This is a genomic window from Solwaraspora sp. WMMA2065 (assembly GCF_030345075.1).
Taxonomy (GTDB): Bacteria; Actinomycetota; Actinomycetes; order Mycobacteriales; family Micromonosporaceae; genus Micromonospora_E.
In genome coordinates this window covers 3,186,278-3,201,545 of the sequence record NZ_CP128361.1, presented here as the reverse complement: position 1 = coordinate 3,201,545, position 15,268 = coordinate 3,186,278, and the positions used below count along the sequence as shown (strand labels likewise).

The 15,268-nt window shown below is 71.6% G+C and carries 12 protein-coding genes and 1 tRNA gene; 10 read left to right on the top strand and 3 right to left on the bottom strand.

Annotated features, from left to right (window positions below):
- Positions 1–181 precede the first annotated feature (181 nt).
- From O7610_RS14395 to O7610_RS14360, 8 genes are read left to right on the top strand one after another with little or no spacing between them, the layout of a single operon-like run.
- Positions 182–1,066, top strand: a complete 885-nt coding sequence (locus O7610_RS14395) for a glycosyltransferase family 2 protein (protein WP_289213487.1) — start codon at positions 182–184, stop codon at positions 1,064–1,066.
- A complete protein-coding gene (locus tag O7610_RS14390; RefSeq protein WP_289213486.1) occupies positions 1,063–2,322 on the top strand; it encodes a lipopolysaccharide biosynthesis protein in 1,260 nt (419 codons plus the stop codon). The genes O7610_RS14395 and O7610_RS14390 overlap by 4 nt, the downstream gene beginning before the upstream one ends.
- Positions 2,315–3,220 carry a glycosyltransferase family 2 protein gene (locus O7610_RS14385; protein ID WP_289213485.1) on the top strand — a complete coding sequence of 302 codons (906 nt, stop codon included), beginning with the start codon at positions 2,315–2,317 and terminating at the stop codon, positions 3,218–3,220. The genes O7610_RS14390 and O7610_RS14385 overlap by 8 nt, the downstream gene beginning before the upstream one ends.
- 1 nt (position 3,221) lies before the next feature.
- On the top strand, positions 3,222–4,355 hold the full coding sequence (locus O7610_RS14380; RefSeq protein ID WP_289213484.1) for a glycosyltransferase: 1,134 nt from the start codon (positions 3,222–3,224) through the stop codon (positions 4,353–4,355).
- Positions 4,355–5,740: an O-antigen ligase family protein gene (locus O7610_RS14375; protein ID WP_281551251.1), complete on the top strand. Its 1,386-nt coding sequence runs from the start codon at positions 4,355–4,357 to the stop codon at positions 5,738–5,740. The genes O7610_RS14380 and O7610_RS14375 overlap by 1 nt, the downstream gene beginning before the upstream one ends.
- A gap of 58 nt (positions 5,741–5,798) precedes the next feature.
- Positions 5,799–7,271: a tyrosine-protein kinase domain-containing protein gene (locus O7610_RS14370; RefSeq protein WP_289213483.1), complete on the top strand. Its 1,473-nt coding sequence runs from the start codon at positions 5,799–5,801 to the stop codon at positions 7,269–7,271.
- A gap of 5 nt (positions 7,272–7,276) precedes the next feature.
- Positions 7,277–8,548 (top strand): DUF1800 domain-containing protein, encoded by a 1,272-nt coding sequence (locus tag O7610_RS14365; RefSeq protein WP_289213482.1) that lies wholly within the window; start codon positions 7,277–7,279, stop codon positions 8,546–8,548.
- 1 nt (position 8,549) lies between these two features.
- A complete protein-coding gene (locus tag O7610_RS14360) occupies positions 8,550–9,794 on the top strand; it encodes a DUF1501 domain-containing protein (RefSeq protein WP_289213481.1) in 1,245 nt (414 codons plus the stop codon).
- Here the strand turns inward: O7610_RS14360 and O7610_RS14355 are convergent, their stop codons facing one another.
- Positions 9,795–11,348, bottom strand: coding sequence for a DUF3824 domain-containing protein (locus tag O7610_RS14355; protein WP_289213480.1), 1,554 nt, complete (start codon positions 11,346–11,348; stop codon positions 9,795–9,797).
- Positions 11,349–11,708: 360 nt separating this feature from the next.
- Positions 11,709–11,781 (bottom strand) — tRNA-Arg (locus O7610_RS14350).
- 230 nt (positions 11,782–12,011) lie between these two features.
- Between O7610_RS14350 and O7610_RS14345 the strand changes: the two genes are divergently transcribed.
- Together O7610_RS14345 and O7610_RS30655 are read left to right on the top strand one after the other, a co-directional pair.
- Complete coding sequence (locus O7610_RS14345) at positions 12,012–12,680, top strand: DUF433 domain-containing protein (protein WP_289213479.1); 669 nt, start codon at positions 12,012–12,014, stop codon at positions 12,678–12,680.
- A gap of 449 nt (positions 12,681–13,129) precedes the next feature.
- Complete coding sequence (locus O7610_RS30655) at positions 13,130–13,843, top strand: iron transporter (protein ID WP_502959095.1); 714 nt, start codon at positions 13,130–13,132, stop codon at positions 13,841–13,843.
- Positions 13,844–13,918: 75 nt separating this feature from the next.
- On the opposite strand, the gene O7610_RS14335 is transcribed toward O7610_RS30655, so the two are convergent.
- Positions 13,919–15,121: a PP2C family protein-serine/threonine phosphatase gene (locus O7610_RS14335; protein WP_289213478.1), complete on the bottom strand. Its 1,203-nt coding sequence runs from the start codon at positions 15,119–15,121 to the stop codon at positions 13,919–13,921.
- Positions 15,122–15,268: the final 147 nt, after the last annotated feature.

Here is a 15,268-nt window from a genome sequence, read left to right as displayed (position 1 = left end):
CCGACGAATGCGATTGCTCCAATCTAGGGAGTCGGGCTTGGCAAAGCCGGCATGATCCAGTTGGATTGGTCGACCTGGTCCAGGAAGGAAATGGTTCCGAGGCTACTTGACAGGTTGATCGGGAGCCTGTTTCGTACTCGTGTCCTGGGCGTGTGGCGGGCTATGGTGCGGTGGGGGCACGGTGAGCGGTCTGCTCGGCATCTCGATCGTCAACTACCGTAGTGCGGGTGACACCGGCTGCCTCATCCGTTCCATCGTGACCGGACGAGCCACCGGTCCGCAGGCCACCGGTCCGCGCATCGCGATCGCCATCGTCGACAACAGCGACCAGGCCGCCGAACTGTCAGAGATCGCCGGGTCCGCCGAGCGTGCCGGCGTGACGGTCCGGGTGATCGCCGGGCACGGCAACGTCGGGTACGCCGCCGGCAACAACCTCGCCGCCACCTGGCTCCTGGCCGAGGGCGCTGACGTCATATGGGTGCTCAACCCGGACACTCGGATCGCGGGCGGCGTGCTCGCCTCGGCCCTCGATGTGCTGCACGCCGGCGACACCGCGATCGGCGCGACGGCCAGCGTCGCACCGGGCGGCGGGCCGGACCTCGGCATGGTCGACCTGTGGACCGGCCAGAGCGGACGACCGCCCGCCGGCGGGGTGCCAGGGTCGAGCAAACTGGTCTACGCGGCCGGCCACTCGCTGCTCGTCACCCGCCGCGCGTGGCAGGATCTGGGCGGGTTCTCCGAGGACTTCTTTCTGTTCTACGAGGAGGCTGACATAGCGCTACGTGCGGCCCGGTTGGGCATCCCGACCACAGCGGTCCCGGACCTGGCCGTCGAGCACACCGGCGGGGTGGCGACCGGGGCGACGGCGGACATGGCGGCCAAGTCGACCACGACGTACTTTCACGCCAGCCGCAGCTGCATAATCTTCTTCCGCAAGCACTATCGGCACCGGGTGCCGTTCGCCGCCGCGGCCCGGCTCGGCTACGCCGCGAAGGCGCTGCTCGCCCGCCGCCCCGACGCGGCGACCGCCGTCATCCGGGGCACCGTCGCCGGGTTGCGGGCTTGACGAGCCGAGGGCTGAGCCCGGGCCGGTCCGGGCCGGGCCGGTTCAGGCCGGCGGCGTACGCGATCCGGCGCGCGGTCGGCAGCGCGACGGCGATGTACGTGGCCGCGCTGGCCATGTCCGGGTTCGCCATCCTGCTCAGCGTCGCGCTGCCGCCGGCAGAGCGCGGCCTGCTGGTCGCTACGACGACGAGCGCGACCGTCGGCGTCGCAGTCGGCGGGCTGTCACTGGAGACGTTCATGCTCGCTCAGGGCAGCGACTGGCTACGGGAGCGGTCCGGGCGGCGCAGCCTCGCCGTCTACGCTGCCACGGTGCCGCTGTCGGCCACGCTGGGCTGGGTCTTCGCCTGGTACGCGGAGGCGGCGTCACCGGCACTCGCGGCGACCGGGGCGGCGTGCGTCGCGGCCGGCACCATGCCCGCGGCGGCGGGCCTGACCCTCGGGCGGTTCGTCGCCGTCTACCGCCAGCGCGCGCTGTTCGCCGCCACCGCGCCCGTGCTCTACCTCGTGCTCATCCTCGCCTCGGTCGACGACGCGACGGTCTGGCTGCTGGCCTGGCTGGGCTGCCAGGCGGTGATGGCCGTCGCGATGTGGGCGGCGCACGGGGCACCGTTGGGCGCGATGGCGCGGCGCGCCTCGGCGGAGCCCGAACGCCTCGCCCGGCTGGGCCTGACCCACACCGGCGCGGTGGCACAGATCTTCACGTACCGCTTCGACCAACTCGCGCTGGCCCGCTACCAGGGCGCGGACGCACTGGCGATCTACTCCCTGGCGGTAGCGGCGATCGAGTTCTCCCAGGCCGGCGCAGTCGTCGCAGCCCAGCGTACGCTGCGCGACCACGAGGAAGGCTCGGCCGATCGGCTGCGCGGGGTGCTGCGTCGGGCTGTCTACCTGGCGGTCGGCATGGGAGTGCTGGTGCTCGTCGGGCTGGCCGGTATCGGGGTGCTGACCAGCGGGTACGCGGCGGCGGTGCTGCTCGGTGCGCTGCTGGTGCCGCGCAGCGTCGCGGTGTCGGTCGGTAAGGTCCTCAGCGCGCGCCTGGTCAACCTCGGCGGCGAGCGCACCACCGCCGTGATCGCGCTCGGCACCGCGCTGGCCGCAGTGGTCGGCTATCCTCTCGTCGCCGCGCCGTACGGGGCGTGGGGCGTCGCCGCGCTGTCGGTGGCCCTGTTCGCCGCGCACAGCACGGCGCTGGGCCTCGCCGTCCGGTCCGGGGCCGGTCATCGGGTGGCGGGGGACAGGGACAGCGGGCGTGAATAGCGACGGAACCCGCGTCGTCGCGGTGGTGCTCAACTGGAACTGCGCGGACGACACGATCCGCTGCGTCCGGGCGGTCGCCGCCGGCAGCGCCGTGCCGGAGGTGGTCGTCGTCGACAACGGCTCCACCGACGACTCCATCGACAAGCTGCGTACGCTCGGTGATGCGGTGACGCTGGTGCGGCTCGACGCCAACCTCGGCTACGCCGGCGGGATGAACGCCGGTATCCGGGTCGCGCACGACCGCGACGCGGCCTTCGTCTGGCTGCTGAACGCGGACTGCGTACCCCGGCCGGACACGCTGTCGGCGCTGTTGGCGCATGCGGACCGGTACGCGGTGTCCACATCGGTCCAGACGACGTCCGCGCGACCCGACGCCCCCGACCCGGAGCCGTACGTCGTCGCCGCGACGCTGCCGGGCGGCCGGGTGCGGCCGGTCCACTGCGCCGGGTGCGAGGTCGGTGCGCACGATGTGGACGTGGTGACCGGCGCGGCCATCCTCCTCGGCGTCGGTTGGGCCGTCCGGGTCGGCCTGTTCGACGAGCGGTTCTTCCACTACAAGGAGGAGTTCGACCTGGTACGGCGGATCGCCACGGCGGGTGGCCGGATCGGCCTGGTCTGCGCCTCGCAGGTGTGGCACCGGCGGGGCGGCAGCCTGGCCGGTTCGAGTCCTCGCGCGCAGTACTACCATCACCGCAACGAGATCCTCTACGTACGCAAGCACTACCCCCGTCCGCTGCGGCGGATCCTGATCGGGGAGCCGGTCCACTACAAGAACCTGGCCAGGTCGGTGCTCCGCCTCGTCGCCGGAGGCCGCAAGGACCGGCGCCGGGCGCTCGCCGTTCTTGCCGGCTACTGGGACGGGCTGCGTGGAGTGCACGGCCCGACGGAGAGGTTCTAGCGTGCACGCCCTGTTCGTCAGCCACTCCGCCGATCTCATGGGCGCGGAGCGTTCGTTGCTCGCCCTGGTCGGCGAGGCGGTACGGGCGCGCGGGCACCAGGTCACCGTCACGCTACCCGGGGACGGGCCGCTGCGCGCGCAGCTCGCTGCGGCCGGCGCCGACGTGGTCGTGCTGCCGACCCGGTTGTGGATGGGCCGGCGGTACGGCCCTGCGGTCGGCGCGGTCCGACTGTTCCAAGCACTCGCGTCGGTTCCCCGATACCGGCGTCTGCTGCACCGAACGCGGCCGGACGTCGTGGTCACCAACTCGGCGGTGGTACCAGCCGGGGCGATCGCCGCGCGGATGGCCCGGCTGCCGCACGTCTGGGTGGTGCGGGAGAGCCTGCTCAGCAACCCGAGCCTGCGGTCCGTGCTGCCCCGGGCCGCGATCGTCCAGCTCATCGCGCGCCTCTCGGACGGCGTCGTGGCGGTTTCCGCGTACGCCGCCAGCCAGGTGACCAGCGCCGTACCGATGGCGCGGACGAAGCTGCGGGTGATCCCGCCGCCGGTCGAATCCGGTGTCCCCGGGCCGGGTGCGGACCGTCCGGTCGCACTGGAGCGGCTGCTGCTGCTGGGCCGGCACAGCGCCGAGAAGGGCCAGGCCGACGCGGTGCAGGCGCTGGCGATCTGCGCGCGCCAGGGCCGCGCGTTCACCCTCACCCTGGCCGGGGTCGGTGACGGCGCAGCGCGGAGCGACCTCGCCGACCTGGCCCGCCGGTACGGCGTCGAGGCGCAGCTCGAGACCGTAGCGTGGACGGACGACCCGGCCGCGTTGTACGCGCGGGCGGACGCGACGCTGATGCTGTCCCGCAACGAGGCCTACGGCCGGGTGACGTTCGAGTCGCTCCGCTGCGGCACACCGGTGATCGGCTACCGGGCGGGCGCCACGACAGAGATCCTCGCCGGTGGTGGCGGACTGCTGGTGGATGCCGACGCCGGTGCGCTCGCCTCGGCGTTGCTGGATCTGGCCGCCGACCGGGAGGCGTTCGGGCGGCTCACGGCCGAGGCGTCACGGCGCGGGCAGGAGCTCGCCACCGAACCGTCCCCGGCCGCACGCTTCGTCGCGTACCTCGAAGAGTTGGGCGCGGTCAGCTGATGTCGCACCTGCCCACGCTGCGTGGCGCGTCCCGTCCGGCGGACCCGGCCGTGGCGGTCGTCGCCGGGGCGGCTGCCGTGGCGGTCGGGGTGGTGGCGGCCTGGCAGCCGTTCGCGCTCGCCGCCGTGGCCGTCGTCGGCGTGCTCGCCTGGGGGCTGTGGACCCCGGATCGGCTCAACTACACGCTGTTCGCGGTCCTGTTGCTCGTCCCGGTCACCGCCGATCCCGGATACCCCGTCGATCCGGTATGGATAGTGTTGCTGGCGGCGACGGCGATCGCCGCACTCGGCCGGATTCAGCGCTTCCAGCCGTACGCGCCGCTGCCGTCCGGCGGGATGGTGGGATTCGTGGTCCCGGCGGCCTGCGTGCTCACCGGCCTGGTGTGGTGGACCGGCCCGAAGGACATTGTGATCGCCGTCGCGCCGCTGACCTGCTATGCGCTGGTCGGCTGGCATGTCGTGGCCGAGGCGCGGGCCGGTGCGCCGGTGGTCCGCCTGGCGCGGGCGTTCGCCTGGGTCGCCGTACCCGTCACGCTGCTGGCCGTCTACCAGCGGATGTCCGGCACCTGGCCGGTTCTCGACCAGCTGGCCATCAGCAACGCGTTCACGGCACAGGCGGGAGCCGGCAGGTCGGCCGGCACTATGGGACATCCGATCGTCTACGGCACGTACGGCATGCTGGCGATGTGCGTGGCCGTCGGCCTGCGCGGCCGGCTCTGGCAGGTGCCGTTCGCCGCAGGCGCGGTCGGCCTGCTGCTGTCCGGGTCGCGCAGCGCGTGGATCGGTACGGCCTGCGCGCTCGGCATCTGGTACCTGGCCCAGCCGCGCAAGCTCACCCGGCGCGGGGTCGGTCTGGTCGCGGCGTCCGCCGCCGCCGGCACCGTGCTGGTGGCCGTCGGTCCCAAGCCGGTGCGGGACCTGACGGACCTCGTCCGGGCCCGCCTGACCAACGTCGGCGGGTCGAGTTCGGCGACGGCGCGCTACCGCCGTACGGAAGAGGCCTGGTCCGGCATCATGGACGGTGCCGGCAGTGCGCTGTTCGGCCTGGGCCCGGAGGCGCACGTGCGGTTCTTCCAGCAGATCGGCATCTCCGACGGGCAGGCACAGGCGTTCGACAACAGTTACCTCACCCTCTGGTACGACTTCGGCGTGCTCGCGCTGCTGGTGTTCGTGTCCATCCTGGCGGTCGTGCTGGTCAAGCTCAGGTCGCTGACGGCACGGATGCTCATCGTCGGGTTCGCCGTACAGATCTGGTTCTTCGACTTCTACCTGTGGCCGGCCGCCGCAGGGGTGCTGCTGCTCGCCGTCGGCATCGGCGCCGCCGAGTCGCTGCGACCCGTCGACTGTAGGCTCCCCGACCCGGCGTTGACGGCCTTGCGACGATGAGCGGAGCGGACCTGCTGCTAACATTGCGCCGCTATTCCGGCGGGGTGTGAGGTTCAGCGTGAAGCTTTCCGGGCGGTTCGCCCCGGCTCGGCTGCTCAGTCGGCCTGCCTCCGACGGGCCGGGCGATGTCGCGCCATCCGTACCCCAGCAGCGGCACCAGCAGTGGCAGCAGCTCACCCTCGAGCGCCAGCTGCGAGCCGTGTGGTCGCAGCGGTGGCTGGTGCTGGCGCTGGTGCTGCTTGGCGGCGCGGGCGCGGGTCTCGCGTCCGCCCAGCAGGAACCCATGTACCGGGCGGACGCCCAACTGTTCTTCGCGCCGAACTTCACCACCCGCGACATCGGCCAACTCAACGAGGGCGGCAACTACATCCTGCAGCGGGTGCGCTCGTATGCCGAGGTGGGCAACAGCCCCGAGGTGGCCGAAGCCGTCGTCCGGCGGCTCGGACTGCCGTACCAGCCCTCGGAGTTGACGCAGCGGGTCACGGTGACCGGCGCGGCCGGCACGGCGGTGCTCACCGTCGAGGTCCGTGACCCGGATCCGGTACGCGCCCGCGACATCGCCGACGCGATCGCGGCGGAGTTTCCCGCATACGTCGCGCGCCTGGAGAAGCCGACCGGCATCGACGAGTCACCGGTCAAGGTCTCGGTGACCCGGCCGGCGACGACGCCCTCGGCCCCGGCCACACCGCAGGTCACCGCCGACACCGGGCTCGGCGCCGCCGGGGGCCTTGCGATCGGGGTCCTCGTCGCGGTGGTCCGCTACGCGCGCGACCGCACCGTACGAGACGAGAGCCACGCGGCCGAGGTCGCCGGCACCGTCCTGCTCGGTGCCGTCGCGGCCGGCGGGGGGAGGCCGCCGCTGGCGACCGGCGACGACACGGAGCCGCGCGTCGAGGCGTACCGGCAGATCCGCGCCAACCTGCGGCTGCGCGCGGCCGGGAGCCGGTTCGCCAGCCTCACGGTCACCGGCCCGGTGCCGGGGGAAGAAAGAACGGCTACTGCGGCGAACATCGCCATCGCGTTCGCCCGGGCCGGCGAGCCGGTCGTGCTGATCGACGCGGACGTACGGCATCCCGGCGTGCACCGGCTCTTCGACGTGCCGAACACAGTCGGCCTGACCAGCGTGCTGCGCGGCGAGGTCGCGGCCGAGCAGGCCACACACCGGCTCCCGGACCTGCCGTTGTACGTCCTGCCGGCCGGTCCGGTCGGGCCTGGGCCGAGCGAGCAACTGCTGGCCTCGGATGCGCTGGCCCCGGCGCTGGAGTCGTTGCGGCTCGGCGGCCGGTTCGTCGTGGTCGACGCGCCATCGCTACTGTCCGATGCGGAGACGCTGCTGCTGGCGGGCGCGACCGACGCGACGCTGCTGGTGGCCCGGGTCGGCTTCACCCGCGCTGATCAGCTGGCCGTCGCCACCGACGTGCTGCGTGCCCTACCTGTCAACCTGGTGGGCCTGGTGGCGACGCGGCGCGGGGCGGCGACGCGGCGCGGGCGCTCGGCGGTACCCGGTCGCCGGCACAGTCGCGTACGTTAATCCACATGAGCGATAGCGTCGCACTGCTCCTGCGACGTGTGGGGTTCGGTCCGACCTCGTCCGAGTTGGCCGCCGCGTCGAAGGCCGGATACGGGGCCACCGTGGCGCGCCTGATGGACCCCGGAGAGCAGGACCGGGGTGCAGCGGCGGCGCCGATGCCGGAGCTTGGCCCCGACGCGTTCGACGATCTGCCCGACCCGGGCGCCGAGCGGCGCGCCGCCGCGGAGGCGCTCCGCCGCCAGCAGACCGACACGATCATCCGGTGGTGGCTCGACCGGCTGACCGTCGCCGACCACCAGACCACCGAGAAGCTGCTGTTCTTCTGGCACGGGCACTGGGCGACCTCAATACGGAAGGTCGGAAGTCCGCAGTTCATGCTGGCACAGCACCAAAAGATACGGAGCTCGCCGACGTTCACCACAATGGCCCGCAAACTGGTCACCGACCCGGCGCTGGTCTACTGGCTCGACGGGCACACGAACACCAGACGGGCGCCGAACGAGAATTTTGCCCGAGAGCTGATGGAACTGTTCATGCTCGGCATCGGCCAGTACGGCGAACGCGACGTCAAGGCGGCCGGCCGGGCACTGACCGGCTGGAAGACCGACCTCAGCGTGCCGGCGACGGCGATCTTCGTACCCGAGGACCACGACGCCGGTCCCAAAACCATTCTCGGCGCCACCACGAAGTTCGACGCGCTCTCGCTGGTGGACCACCTCGCCGCCCGGCCGGCCTGCCCCCGGTTCATCGCGGACCGGCTGTGGTTCCGGTACGCGTCCTCCACCGAGCCGATCCCGGAGTCCACCCGGGGGAAGATGGTCGCGGCGTTCCCGGTGGGCATCTCGATGCTGCGCGCCCTGGTCGAGGACGAGCAGTTCCGCTCGGGGCGCTTCCGGATGGTGAAGCAGCCGATGGAGTGGCTGGTCGGAGCAATGCGGCAGCTCGGCATCCGCCCGGCGCGGCTCTCCGGCGAGGCCTTCCACACGGTCGTCAGTGGGCTCAAGGGTCTCGGGCAGGTGCCGTTCGCGCCGCCGAGTGTGGCCGGCTGGCCGAGCGGGACAGCCTGGCTGACCTCCTCGGCAGCCCAGGTAAGGCTGGGCCTGGCCGGCGTACTCGCCGAGTCGGCCGGCGGCGTGTGGGTCACGGTGGAGCGGTTGGCCGACGTACTCGTCGTTCCGACCTGGACCAACCGTACGTACGCGGCGTTGAAACAGGCGACGACACCGCGGGAGCTGATCACGCTCGGCCTGGCCAGCCCGGAATACCTGGTGAACTAGCATGGATCCGTTGACCCGACGCACGTTCCTGCTGGCCTCCGGCGCGCTCGGCGGCGGTGCGCTCGCCGCAGCCGGCCTGGGCATCGCTGAGCTGCTCGCCAAGGGCGACAAGGACGGCGAGCCCGGACCGGCCGACACGTTGGTGATCGTGACGCTGTACGGGGGCAACGACGGGCTGAACACCGTCATCCCGTACACCGACCCGGCCTACCACTCCGCCCGGCCGGAGCTGGCCTACGCCCCCGAGGAGGTGCTCCACCTCGACGGCGCGCTCGGACTCAACCCCGCGCTGGGCGGACTGAAGCGGCTCTGGGACGACAAGCGGTTGGCAGTCGTCCTCGGCGTCGGATACCCCCGGCCGGACCGCAGCCACTTCCGGTCGATGGACATCTGGCAGACAGGGTCGCCCGACACGCCGATCCGGACCGGCTGGGTGGGGCGCTGGCTCGACGGGATCCAGGCATCGCCGGAAGCGGCCGTCAGCTTCGAGCCGGTGCTTCCGCCACTGCTGGCAGGCGAGACGCGGGCGGGAGCGAGTGTCACGCTCGGCGTACCCCAACTGCCCGCCGGGATCAGCGCGGACATGGTCCGCGCGCTCGGGCGCGAACAGCGGGGCGAGGACGTCCTGCAGGCACGGGCGGCGACCGCGCTGCACGACTTTCTGCGGGTGGACGGCCTGATCCGACGGGTACGGGAGTCCGATCAGCCGTTCGAGGCCGGCGAGGCCGGACACCTCCCGGCCACCGGCACAGGCGGTGAGACGTCACTGGCCACCCAACTCGCGCTCGTGCACCGGTGCATCGAGGCAGGCGTACCCACCCAGGTCTACTCGGTCAGCCTGGGCGGCTTCGACACGCACGCCGACGAGCGGCCCGCGCAGGAGCGGCTGCTCAAGGAGGTCGACGGGGCGCTGACCATGTTCATGGACCGGCTGACGACGACGAGCCCGGCCGGGCGCAACGTCACGGTCGTTGTCTACAGTGAGTTCGGCCGCCGGGTGCGCGCCAATGCCTCCGATGGCACCGACCACGGGACCGCCGGACCGGTCTTCGTACTCGGCCCTCGAGTCGTCGGGGGCTTCCACGGCGAACAGCCCAGTCTCACCGACCTCGACGACGGCGACCTGAAGGCGACCACCGACTTCCGGGACGTCTTCGGCACGCTGCTCGCCTCCGTACTGCACGCCGACCCGGCCCGCTACCTGGAGGGATACCAGCCGAAGCCACTGTCGCTGATCGCGCTGTAGCTAGTGGTGGCGGTTGGGCCCGTGCGGGTCGGGCCCGACTTCGTCGGGCAACGCCTCGTCGTCGGGCCACGTCTGGTCGTCGGGCGCTGCCCCCTGTCGCGGGGCAGGCGGCGCCTGGTAAGCGGGTGCGGGTGGCTGGTAGATAGGTGCGGGCGGGTATTCCTGCGCTGGCTGTTGGGCCGGATAGGCGGGTGCCGAGGGGTACCCGGGAGTGGGCTGGCCCGGGTATCCGGACGCCGGCGAGAACGGATATGGCGCGGCCGGGGGCACCGGCTCGGCCGACGTGAGCTGGCGGCGGGCGCGGCGCTGCAGAAGCAGCACCACGAGCATGATCAGCCCGATCACCAGCGCGCCGCCGGCCGCGCCGCTGGCCCAGATCAGCCAGCCAGCTCCGCTGGAGAAGCTGTCTTCGATCTTCTGCAGCTCGGTGGCGTTCTGCCGGTACGTCTGGGCGACCGAGTTCACCGGCGAGTTTTCTACGACGGTGCCGAGCTGGCTGATGGCGGTCTCGTAGTCACCGGCGAAGTAGGCGTCGAGCCCGCTGCGGAACAGCTGATCGGTCTCGCCCAACGCGTTGTCGACGCCCGCCTCGGCGAGCAGCGCGGTGATGGTTTGCATCGGCACCAGCGCACGGTTCGCCCGGTCAGGCAGTTCCAGGTCGTTGTCGAGCACCCCGACGACGTGGCCGTTCGTGTCGATCGCCATCCCACCGAGCGAGTGGATGCCGACGTCCTTGTTGACCCGGTACACCGACGCGGAGCCGCGGGTGCCGGTACCAATGACCTTCACCGGCTTGGATCGCAGCGAGTACGTCGCCGTGCGGGGATCGACCTCGTCGGTGGCGTAGCCGACCACGACCAGCGAGGAACCCAGGTCGAGGGTGCCCGACGAGGTCAGTTCGACCGCGGGCAGGTTCTGCTGCTCCAGCTTGACCAGGGCGATGTTGCCGGCGTCGGCGTCCAGCACCTCGGTCACCTCGCCGGGGATCGCCGGGCTCTCCGTCAGACCGCCCGTGGGCGCGACGCCGAGCTGCCCGTACACCTGATGGTCCGGCTCGTCTGCGGCTTCGAGGCCGGTGAAGATGCTCTGGCGGAGGTTGTCGGCGACGTAGCGGTCGAGCGCGTCGGCCTCGAGAGTCTCCTCCGCGATGAGGATGCGTCCGAGCGAGTAGAGGGCGTTCTGCGCTGCGGTGTCCTTCGCCGGCCGTACGCAGAGCCCGTTGGTGATCACCTCGCCGCCGGTGCCGACGACGAAGCCGCTGCACCGCCGGGTGAACGTGATCGGCGACGCGCGCAGTGGTGCGCCGGACTGCTTGTCGCGCAGGTATCCGGTGTAGACCACTTCGACGTAGACCAGTGACGGCGAGGCGATCGCCAGGGCACGCTCATCCAGCGTGTACGGCGGAGCTGCGACCGCCGGAGCCGGCGTCACAAGGACCACCAGCGCCATGGCGACCGCCGCCGCGTACGCGACGACGCCGGTCAGCCACGGCGCGCCCGTGCCCGCGCCGAGCGTACGGGATGAAACTCGCCTAACAGTCATTTTCGGACTCACAGGTTGGGCTGGTGCTGGTAGCGTCTTCCACCCTACGCACCAGTCGCGAAACACCCGCGTATGGTGACGGGCCTCCGGCACTGTGGCTGTGGCACCCCGAAACGACTCTCCAGGCTGCTGTGCCGGCCGTCACAACGTGTACTCGTGATCGAGCGCGCTTGGCGACTGCCCTGGGCTAGGTGGCGCTGCCGCTGGGGCGCGGACGAGCTTGCGAAGCTGGAAGCAGCGCAGGACCGCGCGGACGCCGACGCTGAGCGGATCTGGGCGTACGAGCCGAGTCTGGCTGACTGCAGATCCTGCTGCCTACGACCGCGATATGCGTACGCGCTGGTCAGCTGGCGTTCTCGCTGATCTCTGGGGTGCCCCCGGCAGGATTCGAACCTGCGGCACACGGTTTAGGAAACCGTTGCTCTATCCCCTGAGCTACGAGGGCGCGAGGGCCCAGTCTAGCGACCTGGGGTTCACCTTGGATGGCAGGGAGTCGCCCACGTTCACCCACGTCACCCGCCCCCGTCCTCCCAGGCCAGGACCACAACTCCAGCACACGAATCCCGGTCTGCGGCCGGCGGTCCGCCCTACGCGGGCGGCACAGCCACGAAGGCGTCGCACAAGGCCGTCTGGCATACCCATGAAGAAGCCGGTGCGTGGGAGACCGGCACGGTGGTGAGCGTCCTGGAGCGTGAGGTCTTCTCGGAGGCGGAGGCTGCCCGGCTCCTTCGGGTGGCGCAGTCGACGCTGCACTACTGGCTGGAGGGCGACGAGCGTAAGGGACGCCGGCACAAACCCGTGCTACGCACCGAGCCGCGCGGCGCCCGTTCGGTCACGTGGGCCGAGTTCGTCGAGGCGGGGCTGTTGCGGGAGTACCGCCGTACCCACCGGGTGCCGATGGTCGAGTTGCGGGCGTTCATCGACCTGCTCCGGGAGGATTCGGGGTGCCCTACCCACTCGCCGACCGCCGACCGTACGTCGCCGGCAGATAAACTCGTTCTGCAAGCTCAGGCGGAGGCTGGTCTCGACCCGGAATACGGCCTGGTGGCCGCAGTCGGTAACCAGTTGCTGCTCACTCCTCCGTCGGCGGCGTTCGTCGAGCGGGTCACCTGGGACGGCGATGTCGCTGCCGGATGGCGACCGGACCCCAACCCCCAGTCTCCGGTCCGTATCCTGCCAGATGTCCGGTTCGGTCGGCCATCGATCAAGGGGTTCAGCACCGAGGTGCTCTGGGAGCAGGACGAGGCAGGGCCGGGCGTCGAGGAGATTGCCGGGACGTACCAACTCGACATGCCCGACGTGCGGTGGGCGCTGGCGTACGAGAACTCCCAACGCGCCGCGTGAGCAGGATCAAACCTGCCGAGGTCCGGTTCTATATCGATGCCGACCTCCTCGGCCTTGCGCGCGTCCTCGCCGGCCTCCGCTCCGACGTCACCCATCCCGGCGACCCTGGCACGGTCATCCACAAACGCCAACGCCCCCCGTGTCCCATCGCGCTGCCTCGCCGAGCCGCGACCCTTCATCTACGCAGCCACCCGAACCACGATGCGGCAGATCCCGCTGACCTGACGCGGTCGTGAGAGGCCCGGCCCGCAGGCGTCGTTAGGTCGCCAGGCTGACTCGGCAGTGGCAGCACAGCGGCAACGACACGGCAGCGCACCAGCCCTCTGACCGGCGGGTGACTGGTGCTGCCCACCGGGCCACCGATCTGTCGGTGGGGTGAGTAATAGCAGGGCCGTTGCGGGGTAGACCTCCAACCAGGGGACGCAAGCAGATCGACCCGGAGGGTCACCATGACGACACCAGCCGCGCAGCCGCCCATGCGGACCAGCAACGAGGCCACCGAGGAGCAGCTCGCCGTCGCCCGGCGGCAGGGTCAGGCGTACGGCGGCGCGCTGCGCGCCATGGCCGAGGAGGACGGGGCGCTGAGCCAACTGGCCGGCGACTACCTAGTGGCGTTCGTCAACGAGGAGGCGGAGGGCATGTACGAGCTCTCCGGCGGTCAGCTGGTCTGGCGGGAGGCTGCCCCGGATGCGAACGTGCATTTGGAGGTCGCGGTCGCGGATGCCGCCGACGGCCGGTTCATTCCCGGTCTGGACGTGCGGATCACCGTCAACCGGGACGGTCAACCGGTCGCCACCGCCGGCCTGCCGTTCCTGTGGCACCCGTTTCTGTACCACTACGGTGGCAACGCCTCGGTGCCCGGTCCCGGCCCGTACGACGTGACGGTCCGGATCGCGCCGCCGCAGTTCATGCGGCACGACCCGGTCAACGGCAAGCGGTACGCGACTCCGGTCGAGGTGCGCTTCGACCAGGTGACGTTCGCAAACGGGCGCAAGACCAGCCCGGACGCGCAGCCGCGAGGCGCCGACGCCCCGACGATCGGCGGGGACGGCGCCGGCCCACGCAACTGGGCGGACACCGCTGCCGCCTCCCGTACCTCGGACGATCCCAGTGCCCGTACCCCGCACGACGCCGCCGGGGTGCCGTCGATCGGCCGCTGGTAGCGCCCGCGACATCGACTGCAGCCATCGGCGGCGGAGCGCCAACAATGGCTACCGGCGGCGGAGCGCCAACAGTGGCTATCGGCGGCGGAGCGCCAACATGGCGATGTCGTCGACCAGCGGTCGGCCGTCCACCAGCGCGCCCATCGTCTCGGCGCAGGCCGTTTCGGCGCTGGTGGCGACCAACGAGTCGGACAACTGACGCAGGCCGTTGTCGATGGTCGGCCCCCACCGCTCCACCAGGCCGTCGGTGAAGAAGAACAGCAGCGCGCCGGGCTCGAGGGGGTGCCTGCGCGCCCGGCGTGGCCGGTGGATGCGGGTGCCGAGCGGAAGGTCCGCCAGCACCGGCAGACTGTGTGCGGCGTGGCCGGCGCCGATCATCACCGGCGGCGGATGGCCGGCCGTCGACACCGACACGACCGTCCGGGTGGGGTCGATCGTCGCGTAGCACACCGTCGCCATCATGCCCGGCTCGAAGTGCTGCACCTTGCGGTCCAGCCGGGCGAGCACGTCGGCCGGGTCGGTGGTTTCCAGAGCGTACGCGCGCAGCGCGCTGCGCAGCCGGCCCATCACGGTGGCCGCGTGCAGCCCGCGTCCGGTGACGTCGCCGATCGCCACGCCGACCCAGCCGTTCGGCAGCGGCAGTACGTCGTACCAGTCACCGCCGACCCCGGCGTCGTGGCCGGCTACGTACCGGGCGGCGAACTCCAGCCCGGCGACCGCCGGTAGTTCGGTGGGCAGCAGGTCGTACTGCAGCGCCAGGGTGGCGGCGCGGTCGACCTGGCTTTCGCGGGCCTGGTCGGCCAGGGCGATCCGGTCGGCCAGCAGCCGCAACATATGTTCGTCGTCGCAGGCCGGCCCGCGTCGTCGGGTTGCCACGTGCAGCACCCCGCCGACCGAGCCGCCAATCGTCACCGGCACCGCCAGCAGCGACCGGATGCCCTGCCCCTGCAACGCCGGATGCGCCAGCGCGTCGTCGTCAGGGTCGGTCAGCATGACCGTGTCACCAGTGGTCAGCACCTTGCCGGCGTACCCGCGACCGAGCGGCAGCCGGGCCGGCGGTTCGTGGCCGGCCTCGATTCCCCAGGCAGCTGCGGTGACCAGCTGCTGGGAGTGTGCGTCGAGCAGGCAGACGGCGGCGGAGTCGGCGCCGAGCAGCCCGCCGGTGCGGGCCAGTGACTCGACCAGCAGCGCGTCAAAGCTCAGCCGGGACAGGGCAGGGTCGGTGATCGCCTCGATGCGTTTGAGGCGCTCGTCCGCGTTCCCACCCTCGACTGACACGAACGCAGCCTAGAGGACTGGTTCCTCACCGGCGACCACACCGGCAACCCGGCCTCCGGGCTGCCGGTGTGGTCCGGGGGCAACCAGGTGCGCGTACACGTGCACGGCGCGGCGTACTTCGACCGGCTGGTCGAGGTCGTCGACGCG